The organism is Streptomyces marokkonensis (assembly GCF_039539045.1).
Lineage (GTDB): Bacteria > Actinomycetota > Actinomycetes > Streptomycetales > Streptomycetaceae > Streptomyces > Streptomyces marokkonensis.
In genome coordinates, this window is the sequence record NZ_BAABCQ010000010.1 from 1 (window position 1) to 15810 (window position 15810).

General features: G+C 71.9%; 13 protein-coding genes. 7 read left to right on the plus strand and 6 right to left on the minus strand.

From position 1 onward, the window contains the following. Positions 1–181: 181 nt before the first annotated feature. The 3 genes from ABEA26_RS03970 to ABEA26_RS03980 form a co-directional block, all read right to left on the minus strand. Positions 182–1471, minus strand: coding sequence for a sensor histidine kinase (locus ABEA26_RS03970; protein WP_345589237.1), 1290 nt, complete (start codon positions 1469–1471; stop codon positions 182–184). Then, complete coding sequence (locus tag ABEA26_RS03975) at positions 1468–2208, minus strand: response regulator transcription factor (protein ID WP_279559812.1); 741 nt, start codon at positions 2206–2208, stop codon at positions 1468–1470. Before ABEA26_RS03975 ends, ABEA26_RS03970 begins: the two co-directional genes overlap by 4 nt. A gap of 122 nt (positions 2209–2330) precedes the next feature. Continuing rightward, entirely contained in the window at positions 2331–3035 is a 705-nt protein-coding gene (locus ABEA26_RS03980) for a spermidine synthase family protein (RefSeq protein WP_345589242.1), read from the minus strand. A 179-nt stretch (positions 3036–3214) separates the two neighbouring features. On the opposite strand from ABEA26_RS03980, the gene lon reads away from it, so the two are divergent. Continuing rightward, positions 3215–5671: an endopeptidase La gene (gene lon / locus ABEA26_RS03985; protein ID WP_345589244.1), complete on the plus strand. Its 2457-nt coding sequence runs from the start codon at positions 3215–3217 to the stop codon at positions 5669–5671. A gap of 85 nt (positions 5672–5756) precedes the next feature. Here lon and ABEA26_RS03990 read toward each other — a convergent pair whose 3' ends face one another. Beyond that, the gene (locus ABEA26_RS03990; protein ID WP_345589246.1) at positions 5757–6584 is read right to left on the minus strand and encodes a lysozyme; all 828 of its coding nucleotides are present in this window, start codon (positions 6582–6584) and stop codon (positions 5757–5759) included. Positions 6585–6823: 239 nt separating this feature from the next. On the opposite strand from ABEA26_RS03990, the gene ABEA26_RS03995 reads away from it, so the two are divergent. Further along, positions 6824–7318, plus strand: coding sequence for a MarR family winged helix-turn-helix transcriptional regulator (locus ABEA26_RS03995; protein WP_345589248.1), 495 nt, complete (start codon positions 6824–6826; stop codon positions 7316–7318). A 108-nt stretch (positions 7319–7426) separates the two neighbouring features. Here the strand turns inward: ABEA26_RS03995 and ABEA26_RS04000 are convergent, their stop codons facing one another. After that, complete coding sequence (locus ABEA26_RS04000) at positions 7427–8218, minus strand: protein phosphatase 2C domain-containing protein (protein WP_345589250.1); 792 nt, start codon at positions 8216–8218, stop codon at positions 7427–7429. 440 nt (positions 8219–8658) lie between these two features. On the opposite strand from ABEA26_RS04000, the gene ABEA26_RS04005 reads away from it, so the two are divergent. Genes ABEA26_RS04005 through ABEA26_RS04025 form a run of 5 tightly spaced genes read left to right on the plus strand, consistent with a single transcriptional unit; the run spans position 8659 to position 14647 of the window. Continuing rightward, the gene (locus ABEA26_RS04005) at positions 8659–11793 is read left to right on the plus strand and encodes a sensor histidine kinase (RefSeq protein WP_345589252.1); all 3135 of its coding nucleotides are present in this window, start codon (positions 8659–8661) and stop codon (positions 11791–11793) included. Then, a complete protein-coding gene (locus tag ABEA26_RS04010; protein ID WP_345589254.1) occupies positions 11790–12299 on the plus strand; it encodes a roadblock/LC7 domain-containing protein in 510 nt (169 codons plus the stop codon). The genes ABEA26_RS04005 and ABEA26_RS04010 overlap by 4 nt, the downstream gene beginning before the upstream one ends. Continuing rightward, positions 12296–12736 carry a DUF742 domain-containing protein gene (locus tag ABEA26_RS04015; RefSeq protein WP_345589256.1) on the plus strand — a complete coding sequence of 147 codons (441 nt, stop codon included), beginning with the start codon at positions 12296–12298 and terminating at the stop codon, positions 12734–12736. The genes ABEA26_RS04010 and ABEA26_RS04015 overlap by 4 nt, the downstream gene beginning before the upstream one ends. Further along, positions 12717–13355, plus strand: a complete 639-nt coding sequence (locus ABEA26_RS04020) for a GTP-binding protein (RefSeq protein ID WP_345589258.1) — start codon at positions 12717–12719, stop codon at positions 13353–13355. The genes ABEA26_RS04015 and ABEA26_RS04020 overlap by 20 nt, the downstream gene beginning before the upstream one ends. Positions 13356–13384: 29 nt before the next feature. Continuing rightward, a complete protein-coding gene (locus tag ABEA26_RS04025; RefSeq protein WP_345589260.1) occupies positions 13385–14647 on the plus strand; it encodes a styrene monooxygenase/indole monooxygenase family protein in 1263 nt (420 codons plus the stop codon). On the opposite strand, the gene ABEA26_RS04030 is transcribed toward ABEA26_RS04025, so the two are convergent. After that, positions 14611–15792, minus strand: a complete 1182-nt coding sequence (locus tag ABEA26_RS04030) for a C40 family peptidase (protein WP_345589263.1) — start codon at positions 15790–15792, stop codon at positions 14611–14613. The genes ABEA26_RS04025 and ABEA26_RS04030 overlap by 37 nt on opposite strands. Between the last annotated feature and the right edge of the window lie 18 nt (positions 15793–15810).

Genomic DNA, 15810 nt, shown 5'->3' on the forward strand with positions numbered 1-15810 from the left:
CGTAAGTCACATTGCAGACCGCGTTTCGGCGCTGGAAATGGCGGGAAACAAGCGAGGTTCCACTGCGTGCGGGAAGGGGAGACCTGGACCCGGCGTCGAGAAAACGCGGTCCTGTGCCTGATCGCACGTGTCCGCCGGCGCGGACGTCAGTGGATCTTGACGCTCCGCTTCGAACCCTACGTCAACTCGATGCCGACGGCAGGCCCGGAAGAGTGATGAGAATCCGGCAGCCCCGCTCGGATTCGGCCACCCCGATCCTGCCGCCGTGCAGATCCACCGCCCAGCGTGCGATCGCCAGGCCGAGCCCGGTGCCGCCGTCGCTGCCCGGACCATGCGGCCGGGACACCGAACCGCGGTTGAACCGCTCGAACACCCGGCGCCACTCCGAGCGCGGAATGCCGGGGCCTTCGTCGAGAACCTCCAGCTCGAGTGATTCCGGAAGGTCCCCGCACCGCGCCCTGACTGTCACCCGGCCGTGCGGTGGGCTGTGCTTGACCGCGTTGTCGATGAGGTTCGCGACGACCTGGTGGATGCGCTCGGGGTCGGCGTGCGCGGTCAGGTCCGGCGGGAAGACGTCGAGGGCCAGATGTACGTCGGTGCGGCTGTGACTGCCGGACCCGGACGCTATGCCCGCGCGCGCCGAGGCGACCATGTTGGCCTCCTTCAGCACGCCGGAGAGGTACGGCCACACCTCGAAGCGCCGCTTGCGCAGCGGTATGACGCCGTTGTCCAGGCGGGAGAGGTCCAGCAGGGTCTCCACCAGCCGGCCGAGCCGCTCCGTCTGTCCGAGCGCCGTTCGCATGGTCTCCGGATCGGCCTCGGTGACCCCGTCGACGATGTTCTCCAGCACCGCCCGCAGACCCGCGATGGGGGTACGCAGCTCGTGCGAGACGTTCGCCACCAGCTCCTTGCGCTGGAGGTCCTGGGCCTCCAGGTCGTCGGCCATGCGGTTGATGGTGACGGCCAGGTCGCCCAGCTCGTCGCGGCGGTTCTCGCGGACCCGGCGCGTGTAGTCGCCGTGCGAGATGGACCGGGTCACGGCGTTCATCTCGTCCAGTGGCGCGGTCAGCGAGTGCGCCACGAACTGGGTGATCAGCAGCGTGGCGATCATCGAGAAGACCGTGATGAAGCGAAGTTCCGTCTTGGTGTGCACCGCGATCACCGAGAGACCGGTGGTGATCAGCACCGACGTGACGACCAGCGCGCCCAGCTTGGTCTTGATCGAGAACGGGCGTACGCCGACCCACGGCTCCCCGGTGCTCTGGGAGCCGGTGCCGGGGGAACCAGCGTTCTGTGAGCCGGGCTTCCGGGAGCCGGTGTTCTGTGTGCCGCACTTCCGGGAGCCGGGGCTCGGGGAGCCGGTGTTCGGGGAGCCGGTGTTCGGGGAGCCGGGGCTCCGGGAACCAGGGATCCGGGAACCAGGGATCCGGGAGCCGGAGCCCCTCCGCGCGGCGTCCCGTCCACGGCTCATGGCGTCGGCGTCTCCAGCGCGTAGCCCACGCCGTGCACCGTACGGATGCGCTCGGCGCCGATCTTGCGGCGCAGCGCCTTGATGTGGCTGTCCACGGTCCGTGTGCCGGAGGCGTCCGCCCAGTCCCACACCTCGGCCAGCAGCTGCTCACGGGAGAGCACCGCGCGCGGGGTGTTCGCGAGGCAGACCAGCAGGTCGAACTCGGTGGGGGTGAGGTGGACGTCCTCGCTGCGCACCCGCACCCGGCGCTGCGCGTGGTCGATCTCCAGCTCGCCGAGGCGCAGGATGCCGCTGCGCGGCGTCGAGGCGGCCACGACGGCCCGCTCCACCCTGCGCAGCAGTACGTGCACGCGCGCCGCCAGCTCGCGCATCGAGAACGGCTTCGTCATGTAGTCGTCGGCGCCCACGCCGAGCCCGACCAGCATGTCCGTCTCGTCGTCGCGCGCGGTGAGCATCAGTACCGGCACCGGCCGGGCGGCCTGCACGCGGCGGCAGACCTCCAGACCGTCGAAGCCGGGCAGCATGATGTCGAGGATCAGCAGGTCGGGCTGCCATGCCTCGGCCGTGTCGACGGCGGCCGGACCGTCGCCCGCCGTTTGCACCAGGAATCCTTCGGCGCGCAGGCGGGTCGCGATGGCGTCCACGATCGTCTGATCGTCCTCGACCACCAGTACGCGTCGCTGCGCGCCCGGAGTAGCCGTCGCCGTGCCGTTGTGGGAGGTCTGTGTCTGCTCCATCGCCCGCCCCTGAGGTGTGCTTACCGGAATCAGTGGGGTGATTCCTCGTCTGCGCATGACTGCGATTGACGCTTGAATGACCGCGTCAGGGCAGCAGCGTACGGGGAGTCACCGTCCCTTTGCTATCCAGGCCCGACGGCGAGGTGGACGACGTCAGGAACGCCCCGGGCAACGGGGATCTCTTCGGTACGCACCTGCTGGAACCCGGCATTACGCAAGGTTTCTTCGAATTCCGGGGAGGGCTGGGCAGACCATACGGCAAGTATTCCGCCGGCCCTCAACACCCGGGCGCAGCCCGCCAGTCCGGTCGGTGCGTACAGCCCGTCGTTGCCCTCCGTGACGGTCCAGCCGGGGCCGTTGTCGATGTCGAGGCAGAGTGCGTCGTATGTGTCGGAAGTCTCATTGACGTACCGCACCAGATCCGCTTCCACGATCTCCGCGCGCGGATCGGCCAGCGCCTCGGCGGACAGTGCGGCCAGCGGTCCCTCCCGGTGCCAGTCGATGACGGCGCGCTCGCGCTCGACGACCGCGATCCGGCCCCAGTGGGGATCGGCGGCCGCGTGTGCGAGCGAGAAGCCGACGCCGAGCCCGCCGATGAGCAGGTGCGGCGCCCGCCGTCCCCCGTCGGCGGCGAGCGCGTCGGCCGCCGCGTCGACCAGTCGTCGCTCCGAACGCCCGTCGGAGGTGTCCATCAGGAAGCAGCCGTTCGCGATGATCTGCAGCAACGCCCCGTGCCGACGCAGGACGATCTCACCGTGCGGGCCCTCGCGACGGTCCAGCACTTCGGGGATGTCGTAGGCGTAGGGGTCATGGGAAGTGATGGGCATCGACCCATCCTGGCAGCCGGTCGAGGGGGAATGCCGGACAGTCCGGCCGCGCTTGCGCCCTGTGGGAGCGAAGCGCCCTCCACTCCTTGATCGCTCACAGCGAACACCCGTCGGGGAACAATCGGTGACTCCCTTTCATTGAGTCGATGTAACTCAAGTTGACTGCCGAAGGGGAGATCATGGCTACTGAGTCCGAAGCCGTCACACCGCTCACCCTGCCCGTGCTGCCGCTCGACGACGAGGTGGTGCTGCCCGGGATGGTCGTCCCCCTGGACCTGAGCGACGCCGAGGTACGCGCCGCGGTGGAGGCCGCCCAGGCCGCCGCGCGCTCCGAGCCCGGCAAGCCCCGGGTTCTGCTCGTCCCGCGCGTCGACGGCACCTACGCCAGGACCGGTGTCCTCGGCACGGTCGAGCAGGTCGGCAGGCTGGCCGACGGCGACCCGGGCGCCCTGATCCGAGGTCTCCACCGCGTGCGGATCGGTGCCGGCACCACCGGCCCCGGCGCCGCGCTGTGGGTCGAGGGCACGCGCGTCGACGAGACCGTGCCCGAGCCCCTGCCCGGCCAGGTCGCCGAGCTGGTGAAGGAGTACAAGGCACTGGCCACCGCCTGGCTGCGCAAGCGCGGCGCCTGGCAGGTCGTGGACCGCGTCCAGGCCATCGACGACGTCTCCGCGCTCGCCGACAACTCGGGCTACTCGCCCTTCCTCACCACCGAGCAGAAGCTCGGGCTCCTGGAGACCGCCGACCCGGTCGCCCGCCTCAAGCTCGCCACCCAGCAGCTCCGCGACCACCTCGCCGAACAGGACGTCGCCGAGACCATCGCCAAGGACGTCCAGGAGGGTGTCGACAAGCAGCAGCGGGAGTTCCTGCTGCGCCGCCAGCTCGAGGCCGTGCGCAAGGAGCTGCGCGAGATCAACGGTGAGCGGGAGGGCGAGGAGTCCGACGACTACCGCGCCCGCGTCGAGGCCGCCGACCTGCCCGAGAAGGTCCGCGAGGCCGCGCTCAAGGAGGTCGACAAGCTGGAGCGGTCCTCCGACCAGTCGCCCGAGGGCTCCTGGATCCGCACCTGGCTCGACACCGTCCTCGAACTGCCGTGGACCGTCCGCACCGAGGACGCCTACGACATCCAGGGCGCCCGGGCCGTCCTCGACGCCGAGCACGCGGGCCTGGACGACGTCAAGGAGCGGATCACCGAGTACCTGGCGGTGCGCAAGCGGCGCGGCGACCGGGGCCTCGGCGTCGTCGGAGGCCGGCGCGGCGGTGCCGTCCTGGCGCTGGTCGGTCCGCCCGGCGTGGGCAAGACCAGCCTCGGCGAGTCCGTCGCCCACGCGATGGGCCGCGAGTTCGTCCGGGTCGCCCTCGGCGGCGTCCGCGACGAGGCCGAGATCCGCGGCCACCGGCGTACGTACGTCGGCGCGCTGCCGGGGCGAATCGTGCGCGCCGTCAAGGAGGCCGGGTCGATGAACCCGGTCGTGCTCCTCGACGAGATCGACAAGGTCGGCTCGGACTTCCGGGGCGACCCGGCCGCCGCCCTGCTCGAAGTCCTCGACCCGGCGCAGAACCACACCTTCCGGGACCACTACCTGGAGGTCGAGCTCGACCTGTCCGACGTCGTGTTCCTCGCGACCGCCAACGTTCTGGAAGCCATCCCGGAGGCCCTGCTCGACCGTATGGAGCTGGTCCGCCTCGACGGCTACACCGAGGACGAGAAGGTCGTCATCGCCCGTGACCACCTGCTCCCGCGCCAGCTGGAGCGGGCCGGCCTGGACCCGGAGGAAGTCACGGTCGACGAGGGCGCGCTGCGCAAGCTGGCCGGCGAGTACACCCGTGAGGCGGGCGTACGCACCCTGGAGCGGTCGATCGCCCGGCTGCTGCGCAAGGTGGCCGCCCAGCACGAGCTGGGCGAACGGGAGCTGCCGTTCACCGTCACCGACGGCGCCCTGCGCGCCCTGATCGGCCGGCCGCACCATGTGCCCGAGTCCGCCCAGGACCCGGCGGAGCGGCGCACCTCGGTGCCGGGCGTGGCGACGGGCCTCGCGGTCACCGGCGCGGGCGGCGACGTCCTGTACGTGGAGGCGTCGCTGGCCGACCCGGAGACGGGCGCGGCGGGCCTGACCCTGACCGGTCAGCTGGGCGACGTGATGAAGGAGTCGGCGCAGATCGCGCTGAGCTTCCTGCGCAGCCGCGGTGCCGAGCTGGAGCTGCCGGTGGCCGACCTCAAGGACCGGGGCGTGCACATCCACTTCCCGGCGGGCGCGGTCCCCAAGGACGGCCCGAGCGCCGGCGTCACGATGACCACGGCGCTGGCCTCGCTGCTCTCCGGCCGGCTGGTCCGCACCGACGTGGCGATGACCGGCGAGGTCTCGCTGACCGGCCGGGTGCTGCCGATCGGCGGGGTCAAGCAGAAGTTGCTCGCGGCGCACCGGGCGGGCGTCACCACGGTGATCATCCCCAAGCGCAACGAGCCCGACCTGGACGACGTCCCGGCCGAGGTGCTGGACAAGCTCGACGTCCACGCCGTCTCCGACGTCCGCCAGGCCCTGGAACTGGCGCTCGCCCCGGCGACGAACGGTATGACGAACGGTATGGGGTCCCAGGTTCCGGTCGCGGCGACGGGGGTGGCTACCACGCCTTAGGCACTGGTGCGAGGACGCGGCCGGAAGGAGGCAGGGCCCGGGGCTCCCAGGAAGGAGGCCGGGGCCCTGCCCTCTGTGATCCGGTTCAGCCGTTGGCGAGCGCCCGGACGCGGTCCAGCGCCCCGTTGAACTTGTTGTGGTCCCCGACCGTCGGTCCGGACGAGGTGTACTGCCACATCGTGTAGTAAGGCCAGCCCGCCGGCAGCGTCCCCACCGAGGAGGCGTACCGGGCGACCCACAGCGGGTTGTTGGCCGCGAAGCCGCTGTAGTTGCCGGTGCACTGGGTCCACCAGCTGGTGGCCGTGTAGATCACGGCGTCGCGGCCGGTGCGCGCCTTGTAGGTGTTCAGGAAGTCGCGGATCCAGGAGACCATCTGGCTCTGCGACTTGCCGTAGCAAGTGGCCCCGTAGGGGTTCCACTCGATGTCCAGCGCGCCCGGCAGCGTCTTGCCGTCGCGGGACCAGCCGCCGCCGTGGTCGACGAAGTAGTTGGCCTGGGCGGCGCCGCTCGTCGTGTCCGGGGTGGCGAAGTGGTAGGCGCCGCGGATCATGCCGACGTTGTACGAGCCGTTGTACTGCTGGGCGAAGTAGGGGTTGGTGTAGTACGTCCCCTCGGAGGCCTTGACGTAGGCCCACTTGACCCCGCTGTTCCACAGGGTCGACCAGGCGACGTTGCCCTGGTGGCTGGAGACGTCGACGCCCTCCGTCTGGGTGGCACGGCCGGGGACCGGTGTGCCGTGCCGTCCGTCGTGCTCCAGGACGCCCATACCCATGTGGGCGGAGCCGCGGGGCGGGGTGTCGGCGGCCGACGAGGAGTGCGCGGGGAGGGTGAATACCAGGGACAACGCGGCGAGCAGGGTCCCCGTGACGGCGAAGCGCCGTCCGCGGGCCGATCCGGATCTGTGCACGGGCATGACGTGCCTCCGATGGCTCGGTGGTGCTCGGTGGGGGATGCGCGGGTGGGGAGAACCCGGGGGTGGCGTGAGCATGCCACCCGTGGGTCCGGTGACGACGCTACGCACGTAGAACGGAGGTGGGAAGAGGGGCCAGGAGCTTCCGTTGGTCTAAGCCTGCGAAATACTTGCCGAGCTGCGGTGATGACGGGCCGGTGGCGGAAACTTTCAGGACCGGGAAAAACGAGGCAGGGGCTGACGTGCACGAAGGCGGGAACGGCGGCGGTCGGGGAGTCGAACGCGAAGCGTCCGGCAGTGGTGTGAACCAACCGGAGTTCCTGGCGCTGGAACGGGAGCTGACGGTCCTGCTCCGGCGGGCCCGGGCCAGCCAGGGCGAGATGGCGCGAGAGGTCCACCCCGACCTGGAGCCGTCCGCGTACGGCCTGCTCGTGCGGCTCGGCCAGTGCGGAGGGCAGCGGGCCACGGAGCTCGCGGCCTACATCGGCGTCGGCAAGGCAACGATGTCCCGTCAACTGCGTGCCCTGGAGGAACTCGGCCTCGTGGCCCGGGAACCCGACCCCGCCGACGGCCGTGCCTGGCTGATCACCCTGACCCCGGAGGGCCAGGCGCGCGTCAGCCGGGTACGGGAGGCCCGCCGCGCGCGGTACGCCGGCCGGCTCGCCGACTGGGACCCGCGTGAGGTGACGGAGCTGGCCCGGCTGCTCCAGCAGCTGAACCGGGGGATGGAGAAGTAGGGCCGCCTCCCGCGGCGTTCCCTCCCGACGCTGTCTCCCGGCGTCCTCTATCAGCGCTCTGGGTCCGGGAGCGTTCCTCCGGGCTCTCCCCGGCATCCTCTCCGGCGCTCAGAGCTCCGCGTACGCCACGGTCGCGTCGTCGTGCGTCTTGCCGCGCCCCAGACACTCCCGGGCCCCGGCGGCGTCGGCGCGCTCCAGCTCCCGTACGCGGTCCACCAGCGCCTGCGCGCCCTGCTTGCGCACCAGCGCGAGGCAGTCCGTCCAGTCACCCTCCCGGAACGTCTCCACCCACCGCGCGGCACCGTCCGTCAGTGCCGCCAGTGTTCGTACCTCGCCGCGCGGCAGCACCCCCGTCACGGCCCGCGCCGCCACCGCCGGGTCGGCCGCGGCCGTGAAGAAGCCGCCCTCCTTGTTGCGGTAGCCCGCGTCCACCAGCGCGTCCGTGGCGAGAGCCGAGCGAGGCAGCCGGGCCAGCCGGTCGTCCAGAACCGCCGTGACCGTGCCGTCGGGGGCCTCCACGAGCAGGGCCGAGTCGGACAGGACCAGGTACTCGACCCCCGCGGGGGACCAGCGGGCGGCGACCACGGTTGCCTGCGGAGTCCGCGAGTGAGAAAGGTCACAGGTTTCCGAGTGTGCTGCCGAGGTACGAGCGATGGCGCGGGACAGGGCTTCGGCGAGGGGGACATCCGGGAGTGAAACGGTCAGTTCGGTCAGGGCGCCGCCGAGGCGCGCGGTGAACCAGGGCACGGAATGCAGACAACCCGTCCCGCTCCGCGGCGGTGTCACACCGTCCAGCACGACGAGTGAACCACCCTGCCCCGAGGCCGGTAGCCCGACGCTCGCGAAGTCCTCGTTGGGACGGTCCGCGAGGCCGGGTTCCGAGACGAGTTCCGTACGCATCCGGCCAGTCTGCACGACCCCTTCACAGGGTCCGCAAGAGGCCGGCAACTTCTCCGGGAGCGACGCGGCGGCGCAGGTCAGGCGCCGGATTTGAGGTGGAATTCCGTACTCCGGCAACGCGCGGCGGCACATAGTGCCACCGCCCGTCGCAGACGTCCAACCGGCGCGCCGCACAGGCTCGTCGCACGAGCCGGAGGAACTTGCCCACCAACTCCCGTCCGGGGTTCACTCCTTCGGGTGGCGGGTCGGACGATGCATGCCCACCGCCCACCGGCACTGGAAGGGTCGGGAACCGGTGGAGGGCCTGCCCTGCACACGCGGTCGCCCCGTCCGAAGCGCAGCCGGCGGCCGGGAGGCAGCCCAGGGCGTGGCGGAAAGTGCACACGCCGGCCGGTCAGTTGACGGAGCGCCACCCGGGCCCACGGGTACACGAGTCAGGAATGCGAGCACCGGTGCACAAGACGCGGCCTCGTCGCACAGCCAAGCAGACGGCCCCCGCGGGAAGCGCGGAGCGCACCCCCGGCACCTCGACCCCGCCGCCGGTGTCCCCCGTCGGCAAGGGCCGTCCGACCCACGTACGCAACCGCCTCATCGTCGCGGTGACGGTCGTGGCCGCCGCCATCGCCGGAGCCGGAGCCCCCTCGGTCGTGGCTGCCTCCGGGCAACTGCACGACGCCCAGGAACTGGTGACGCTCGCCGAGCAGACCCAGGGCGCGCTGACCCTTGCCCACTCCCTCGCCGACGAGCGCGACGAGGTCACCCCGTACATCGCCGCCGGCCGTCCCAGGTCCAAGGCGCCTTCCGAGCAGCGCAGCGCACGGGTCGACCGGCAGGTGGAGGAGCTGCGCGCCGACACCGACACGCCCGCCTCCCTGCGCGAGGACCTCGACGCCGTCGCGGCACTGCGCCGGGCGGCGCTCACCGGCAAGAGCACCGCTCTCCAGGCGCACGAGGCGTACTCGGAGGCGATCACCGAGCTCCACGCGCTGGCCGAGGAGCTGGCCGAGCTGATGCCGCCCCGCGCGGGCGCCGGCGCGTACGCCCTCGCCGAGCTGGACACCGCCGTCCAGCAGGCCGCCGCCACCCGCGGCCTGCTGCTCGCGGCCCTGAACGTGCCGAGCACCACCGAGACCGTCATCGACCCGATCACCGGCCTGCCGACCGAGACGACCACGTCCTCGGACGCCGACGCCGAGCAGCGCGACGCGCTCGCCGCCGCCGCCCAGCAGGCCCGGGTGCGCTCCGACGCCGCCCTCGCCGACTTCCGCGAGGGCGCGCCCAAGGAGGCGCGGGACAGTTTCGACTCCACCGTCGCCGGCCCGGACGTCAACTCCGCCGAGAAGTACCTCGCCGGCCTCACGGACGAGCCGACGCTCTCCGACGACGACCTCGGCACCGGCGTCAAGAAGCTGGACGCCACGCTCTCGGCCCGCGTCGACGCCATGCGCGGTGCCGAGTCCGCCCTCTACGAGAAGCGCACCACGGCCCTGGAGCAGCTGCGCGACGACGACGTCACCGCGCTGGAGGTCCGGATCGCCGCCCTCGGCGCCCTGATGCTGCTCGCCGTCGGCGTCGCCACCGCCATGGCCCGCACCCTCACCCGCCCGCTCTCCGTGCTGCGCCGCGGTTCGGCCCGGCTGGCCGACGCGGAGGCCCCCACGGCCCAGGAGCCGGTCGCCTTCACCGGCCGCAACGACGAGTTCGCCCAGGTCGTCCGCTCCGTCAACGCCCTGCACGCGCACGCCGGCACGCTCGCCGAGCGCGTCAACACGCTGGAGTCCGATCGCAAGCACCTCGTCGGCCAGCGGCAGAGGATGGCCGACGCCCGCGAGGAACTGCGGGCCGAACTCGCCGAGTCCGCCGCCCAGCTGGACGTCGTACGCAAGAGCATCGGCTCCACCTTCGTCAACCTCGCGCTGCGCACCCTCGGCCTGGTCGAGCGGCAGCTCGCGGTCATCGAGAGCCTGGAGGAGCGCGAGCAGGACCCGGACCGCCTGGCCACCCTGTTCAAGCTCGACCACTTCGCCACGGTCATGCGCCGGCACAGCGAGAACCTCCTCGTGCTCGCCGGCACCGAGCACGTCCAGCACAGTGCCGGGCCGGTGCCGCTGGTCGACGTCGTCCGGGCCGCGGTCAGCGAGATCGAGCGGTACGAGCGCGTCCGTATCGCCGCGCTGCCGCCGCACGCCCACGTGGCCGGGTTCGCGGCCGACGACCTCTCCCACCTGCTGGCCGAGCTGATGGAGAACGCCACCTCCTTCTCGCCGCCGGACCTGCCCGTCGAGGTCTCCGGCTGGCTCCTGGAGAACGGCGAGGTGATGCTCTCCGTCCAGGACGAGGGCATCGGCATGGCCACCGAGCGACTCGAGGGCCTCAACGCCCGCCTCACCGACTTCGACCCGGACGCCTCCTACGACCAGGAGAGCGAGGACGGTCTCGGGCTGGGCCTGTACGTGGTGGCCCGGCTCGCCCACCGGCACGGGGTGCGGGTGCGGCTGCGGGAGCAGAAGCAGGGCGGTGTCGCGGCCGTCGTGGTCCTGCCCGACACGCTGCTCGCCGCGGCACCGCCGGCCGCGCTCGTCCCGGCGGTGCCGGTGTCCGAGGGCACGGGGTCCTTCTCCCTGCCGGGTGCCGACGCGGAGGCCAACTCCAACGTCCTGCAGGGCCGCGCGGAGAAGGGCACGCGGGAGGGCACGGAGAAGGACGCGGAGAAGGACGCGGAGAAGGACGCGGACCCGCTGGTCGCCTCGGCGGAACAGGCGGTACGACGCGCGCAGAGCGACCAGGCCGTCGACCCGGACGCCACGGCCACGGCCCAAGCCCAGCAGGCGCAGGCGCATCGGGGCGAGGAGCCCGGTGCCCCGGTCGAGCCGGCCGCCCCGGAGCCCGCCCAGGAAACGACGCGGGCCCCCGAGGCGCAGGCCTCCGAGGGGATCGCCCCGAAGGCGCAGGCGGCCGAGCCCGAAGCCGCCCCCGGCCGCGACCTCCCCGACGACACCACGATGGCCCTCCTGCTCCCGGCCCGGGCCGAGCCAGAGGCCCGGACCTCGGAGCCGGAATCGGGACCGGGGCCGGGGCCGGAATCGGGACCGGAGCCGGAATCGGGACAGGAACCGGAACCGGAGTCCGCACCCGGTCCCCACGCCATCGGCCCCGACGCCCACGACCGCACCCCTGACGAGGGCACCGTGCGGGCCGAGGAGCCCGAGCCGACCGGGGGCACTGAGCCGACCGGGGCCACCGCGACCGCCGGGGCCACCGGGGCCGGGGCCGCCGGGGCCGGGGACGCCGGGACCACCCGGACCGCCGGGCACGCCGAGACCAGCAGGCCCACCGAACCGGCCGAACCCGTCACCGACAAGGGCCTGCCCAAGCGGACCCCGAAGGTCGGCACACCCGCGGCGGTCCCACGGCCGCGCACGACGGGTTCCGTCGACGCCGACGCACTCCGCCGCCGCCTGGGCGGATTCCGCCAGGGGGCGGAGGCCGGCCGCCGCGACGTCGAGGCGGAGATCGCCGCAGCGGACACGACCGAAGAAGCAACGGGGGGCACTGTCGAGGAGGCAAGCAGTTGACCGCTCCCAGTACCTTCGGACTCAGCAGTGAAGCCCGCAACCTGCACTGGCTGCTGACCAACCTGGTCGAGGAGGTGCCCGGCATCCTCTCGGTGGCGGTGGTCTCCTCCGACGGCCTGCTCCTGCTCTCCTCCGACCAGGAGAGCAACGACGCGGCCCGCGAGTTCCAGGCCGTGCGCCGCACAGGCCCGCGCGGCTCCGCCGCCGATCTCGCCACCGTCGTCTCCGGTGTCGGCAGCCTGACCATCGGCGCGGCCCGGCTGATGGACTTCGGCACCGTGAAGCACACGATGGTCGCCATGGACGAGGGCAGCCTCTTCGTGATGTCGATCAGCGACGGCTCGCTGCTCGGCGTGCACGGCTCCGCGGACTGCGACATGAGCGTCATCGCGTACCACATGGCACTCTTCGTCGGCCGCGCCGGTCACGTCCTGACCCCCGAACTCCGCGGTGAGCTGCGGAAATCCCTGGAGTCCGTGTCGACCTCGACGGGGAGTACCCGATGAGCAGCAGTCCCAGGAAAACCCCGAAAAACCTTCCGGTACGCGGCGCCGACCGCAAGCCCGCCCGCGTACGCCCCTACTCGCTCACCGGTGGCCGGACCCGCTTCGGCCACGTCCTGCTCGTCGAGACGTTCGTCGGTGCCACCGCCGGCACCGCCGCACTCGAAGCCGCCGAGGAGCGTAAGGAGCTGACGGCCGGCAGCCTCACCTCCCGCGTGATGCCGGAGATGCGGGCCATCGTCGAACTGTGCCGCCGTATGCGAACGGTGGCCGAGATCGCCGCGCTGCTGAAGATGCCGCTCGGCGTGGTCCGCGTGCTCATCAGCGACCTCGCGGACCAGGGAAAGATCCGTGTGTACGGCACCGGAACCGGCCACGGCGCCGGCCGCCCGGACCGCGCTCTGCTCGAAAGGGTGCTCAGTGGACTCCGTCGTCTCTGACGCCGCCTACGGCGTCTCCCCCCTCGTCGACCCCGACGAGCCCGTGCGGCCCTGGCAGACGGACCGCACCCGCGCTCCCGTGGCCACGAAGATCGTGGTGGCGGGCGGTTTCGGCGTCGGCAAGACCACACTGGTCACCGCCGTCTCGGAGATCACGCCCCTGCAGACCGAGGCGCTGATGACCGAGGCGAGCGAGGAGACCGACGACCTCACCGCCACCCCGGGCAAGCTCACCACCACCGTGGCCATGGACTTCGGCCGCATCACGCTCGACGACGACCTGGTGCTCTACCTGTTCGGCACGCCGGGCCAGCAGCGGTTCTGGTTCATGTGGGACGACCTGGTGCGCGGCGCGATCGGCGCCGTCGTCATGGCCGACACCCGCCGCCTGAAGGACTGCTTCCCGGCGCTGGACTACTTCGAGAGCTGCGGACTGCCGTACGTCGTCGCGGTGAACCACTTCGACGGCAGCGAGCTGTTCGAGGCGGAGGACGTGCGGGAGGCGTTGACGGTCCCCGCGCACATACCTGTAATGATCATGGACGCGCGCCGCCGGATCTCGGCCATCGAGACCCTGTTGTCCCTCGTGGGTCACGCGCTCGACGAAACTCCCGAGTAGACGAACCCCGAGTAGGAGACGGAAACCGCATGCGGAAGATACTCGTCGTCGGAGCCGGCCAGTCCGGTCTCCAGCTCGCCCTCGGCCTCCAGTCGCACGGCTACGAGGTCACCCTGATGTCCAACCGGACGGCGGACGAGATCCGCACCGGCCGGGTCATGTCGACGCAGTGCATGTTCCACACGGCACTCCAGCACGAGCGCGATCTCCAGCTGAACTTCTGGGAGTCCCAGGCCCCGAAGATCGAAGGACTCGGCGTCTCGGTGGCGGCCCCCGGCTCCTTCGACCCGGGCCCCTCGCAGCGCGCGATCGACTGGGTGGGACACCTGGACGGCTTCGCGCAGTCGGTCGACCAGCGCGTCAAGATGGCCGGCTGGATGGAGACCTTCGCACAGCGCGGCGGCCAGTTGGTCATCCACGGCGTGGCCGTCGGGGACCTCGACTACTTCTCCCGCGCCTACGACCTCGTCCTCGTCTCGGCGGGCAAGGGCGAGCTGGTGCGGATGTTCGGCCGCGACGCGTCCCGCTCCCCGTACGGCGAGCCGCAGCGCGCGCTGGCGGTGGCCTACGTCCACGGGATGGGCCCGCGCCCGGAGCACCCGGACATGGCGGCGGTGCGCTGCAACCTGGTCCCCGGCGTCGGCGAGATGTTCATCATGCCGACGGTCACGCTCTCGGGCCGCGCCGACATCCTGTTCTGGGAGGGCGTACCCGGCGGCCCGCTGGACGCCTTCAAGGACGTCAAGGACCCGGCGGAGCACCTCTCCCTGACCCTGGAACTCATGGAGAGGTTCCTCCCCTGGGAGTACGCGCGGGCCACCAAGGTCGAACTGACCGACGCCGGCGGCACGCTCGCCGGCCGCTACGCCCCCACCGTCCGCAACCCGGTCGGCCGGCTGCCCGGTGGCGGCCTGGTCCTCGGCGTGGCCGACGTGGTCGTCGCCAACGACCCGATCACCGGCCAGGGCTCCAACTCCGCCTCCAAGTGCGCCGCCTCCTACCTCGCCTCCATCCTGGAACAGGGGGAGAAGGAGTTCGACGAGGCCTGGATGCGGCAGACCTTCGACCGCTACTGGGAGACGGCCCAGCACGTCACCAAGTGGACGAACACCATGCTCGCCCCGCCGCCGGAGCACGTCCTCGACCTGTTCGGCGCCGCCGGCGAACTCCAGCCCATCGCCGACCGCTTCGCCAACGGCTTCGACGACCCGGCCGACTTCGAGAACTTCTTCTACGACCCGGCGAAGGCCGAGGGCTACCTGATGGAGGTCTCGGGCGCGACCGGCGCGTAGTCCGCCGCCGCGTACCCCTCGTCGGATCCGTCCGTCGCCCCCTCGGGGATCCTCGGTGGCGTGTACCGCCGCAGTGGTTCCCCGCCGGGGTCGGGTCGTACGGCGCCCAGCACCGGGTTGGCCGCGATCGGCGACGCCTTGACCTCGGCGCCGGGGCGCGGCGCCTGGACGACCATGCCGTCGCCGAGGTACAGCGCCACATGGGTGGCCTCGGGAAAGTACACGACCAGGTCACCGGGCCGGAGCTCGCCGAGCGGCACCCGCTTCAGCCGTGCCCACTGCTCCTGGCTGGTCCGGGGGATCGGCGTCCCGGCCCGCTCCCACGCCACGGAGGTCAGCCCCGAACAGTCGTACGACGCCGGCCCTTCCGTGCCCCACTCGTACGGCTTGCCGAGCTGCTCCACCGCGAAACGCACCGCCCGGTCGCCCTCCGCGGACGGCATGCCGTCGTCACCGAGCGCGCCGGACGCCATGAACCGCTCCTGGTCCTCGGCGATCCCGTCCCTCTCGAACTCGGCCAGCGCGGCCAGCTCCTCGGGGGTGAGCGAGACGAGCAGCTCCTCGACCGCGCGCAGCCTCTCGTCCACGTCGTCCCGCTCCACCTCCTGCCGCTCGGCGAGGGCGAGTTGCTCGTCCAGGGCCTCACGCGCCCGCCGGGCCAGTTCGCCCGCCCTCTTCTCGTCGCCGGTCAGGCGTCCCACCGTCTCGGCCCGCTCCCGGGCCAGCTGTCCGATCACATGCCCCTGGTCGAGCGCGTGCTGCGGATCGCGGGCCAGCAGCAGCCGAAGATAGGGGGAGAGGTTGCTGCTGTTCTGGTACTGCTGCCGGGCCAGCCGTCCGGCCGCTCCGCGGCTGTCGTGCAGGGACAGCCGGGTGCGGGCCAGCGCGGCGTTCAGGCGCTTCACCTCGGCGCGCTGTTTCCTCAGGCGCTCCTCGGTGGCGTTGTAGGTCTCGGTGGCCTTCTCGGCCTCTTGGTAGAGCCGCTGAAGGTCCGTCAGTAGCTTGGCCACGGACCGGTCGGCGCCGGCCCCACTGGCCCTGCCGACTCCGCCGGGCTCGGGTTCGGCCGTGGCGGGCACGGGCGCGAGGACGATCCCGGCCGCAACCGCCGCCGTACACACCAGACGCACAAACCTTCCTGACACGCCATCACCTCCGGTGCG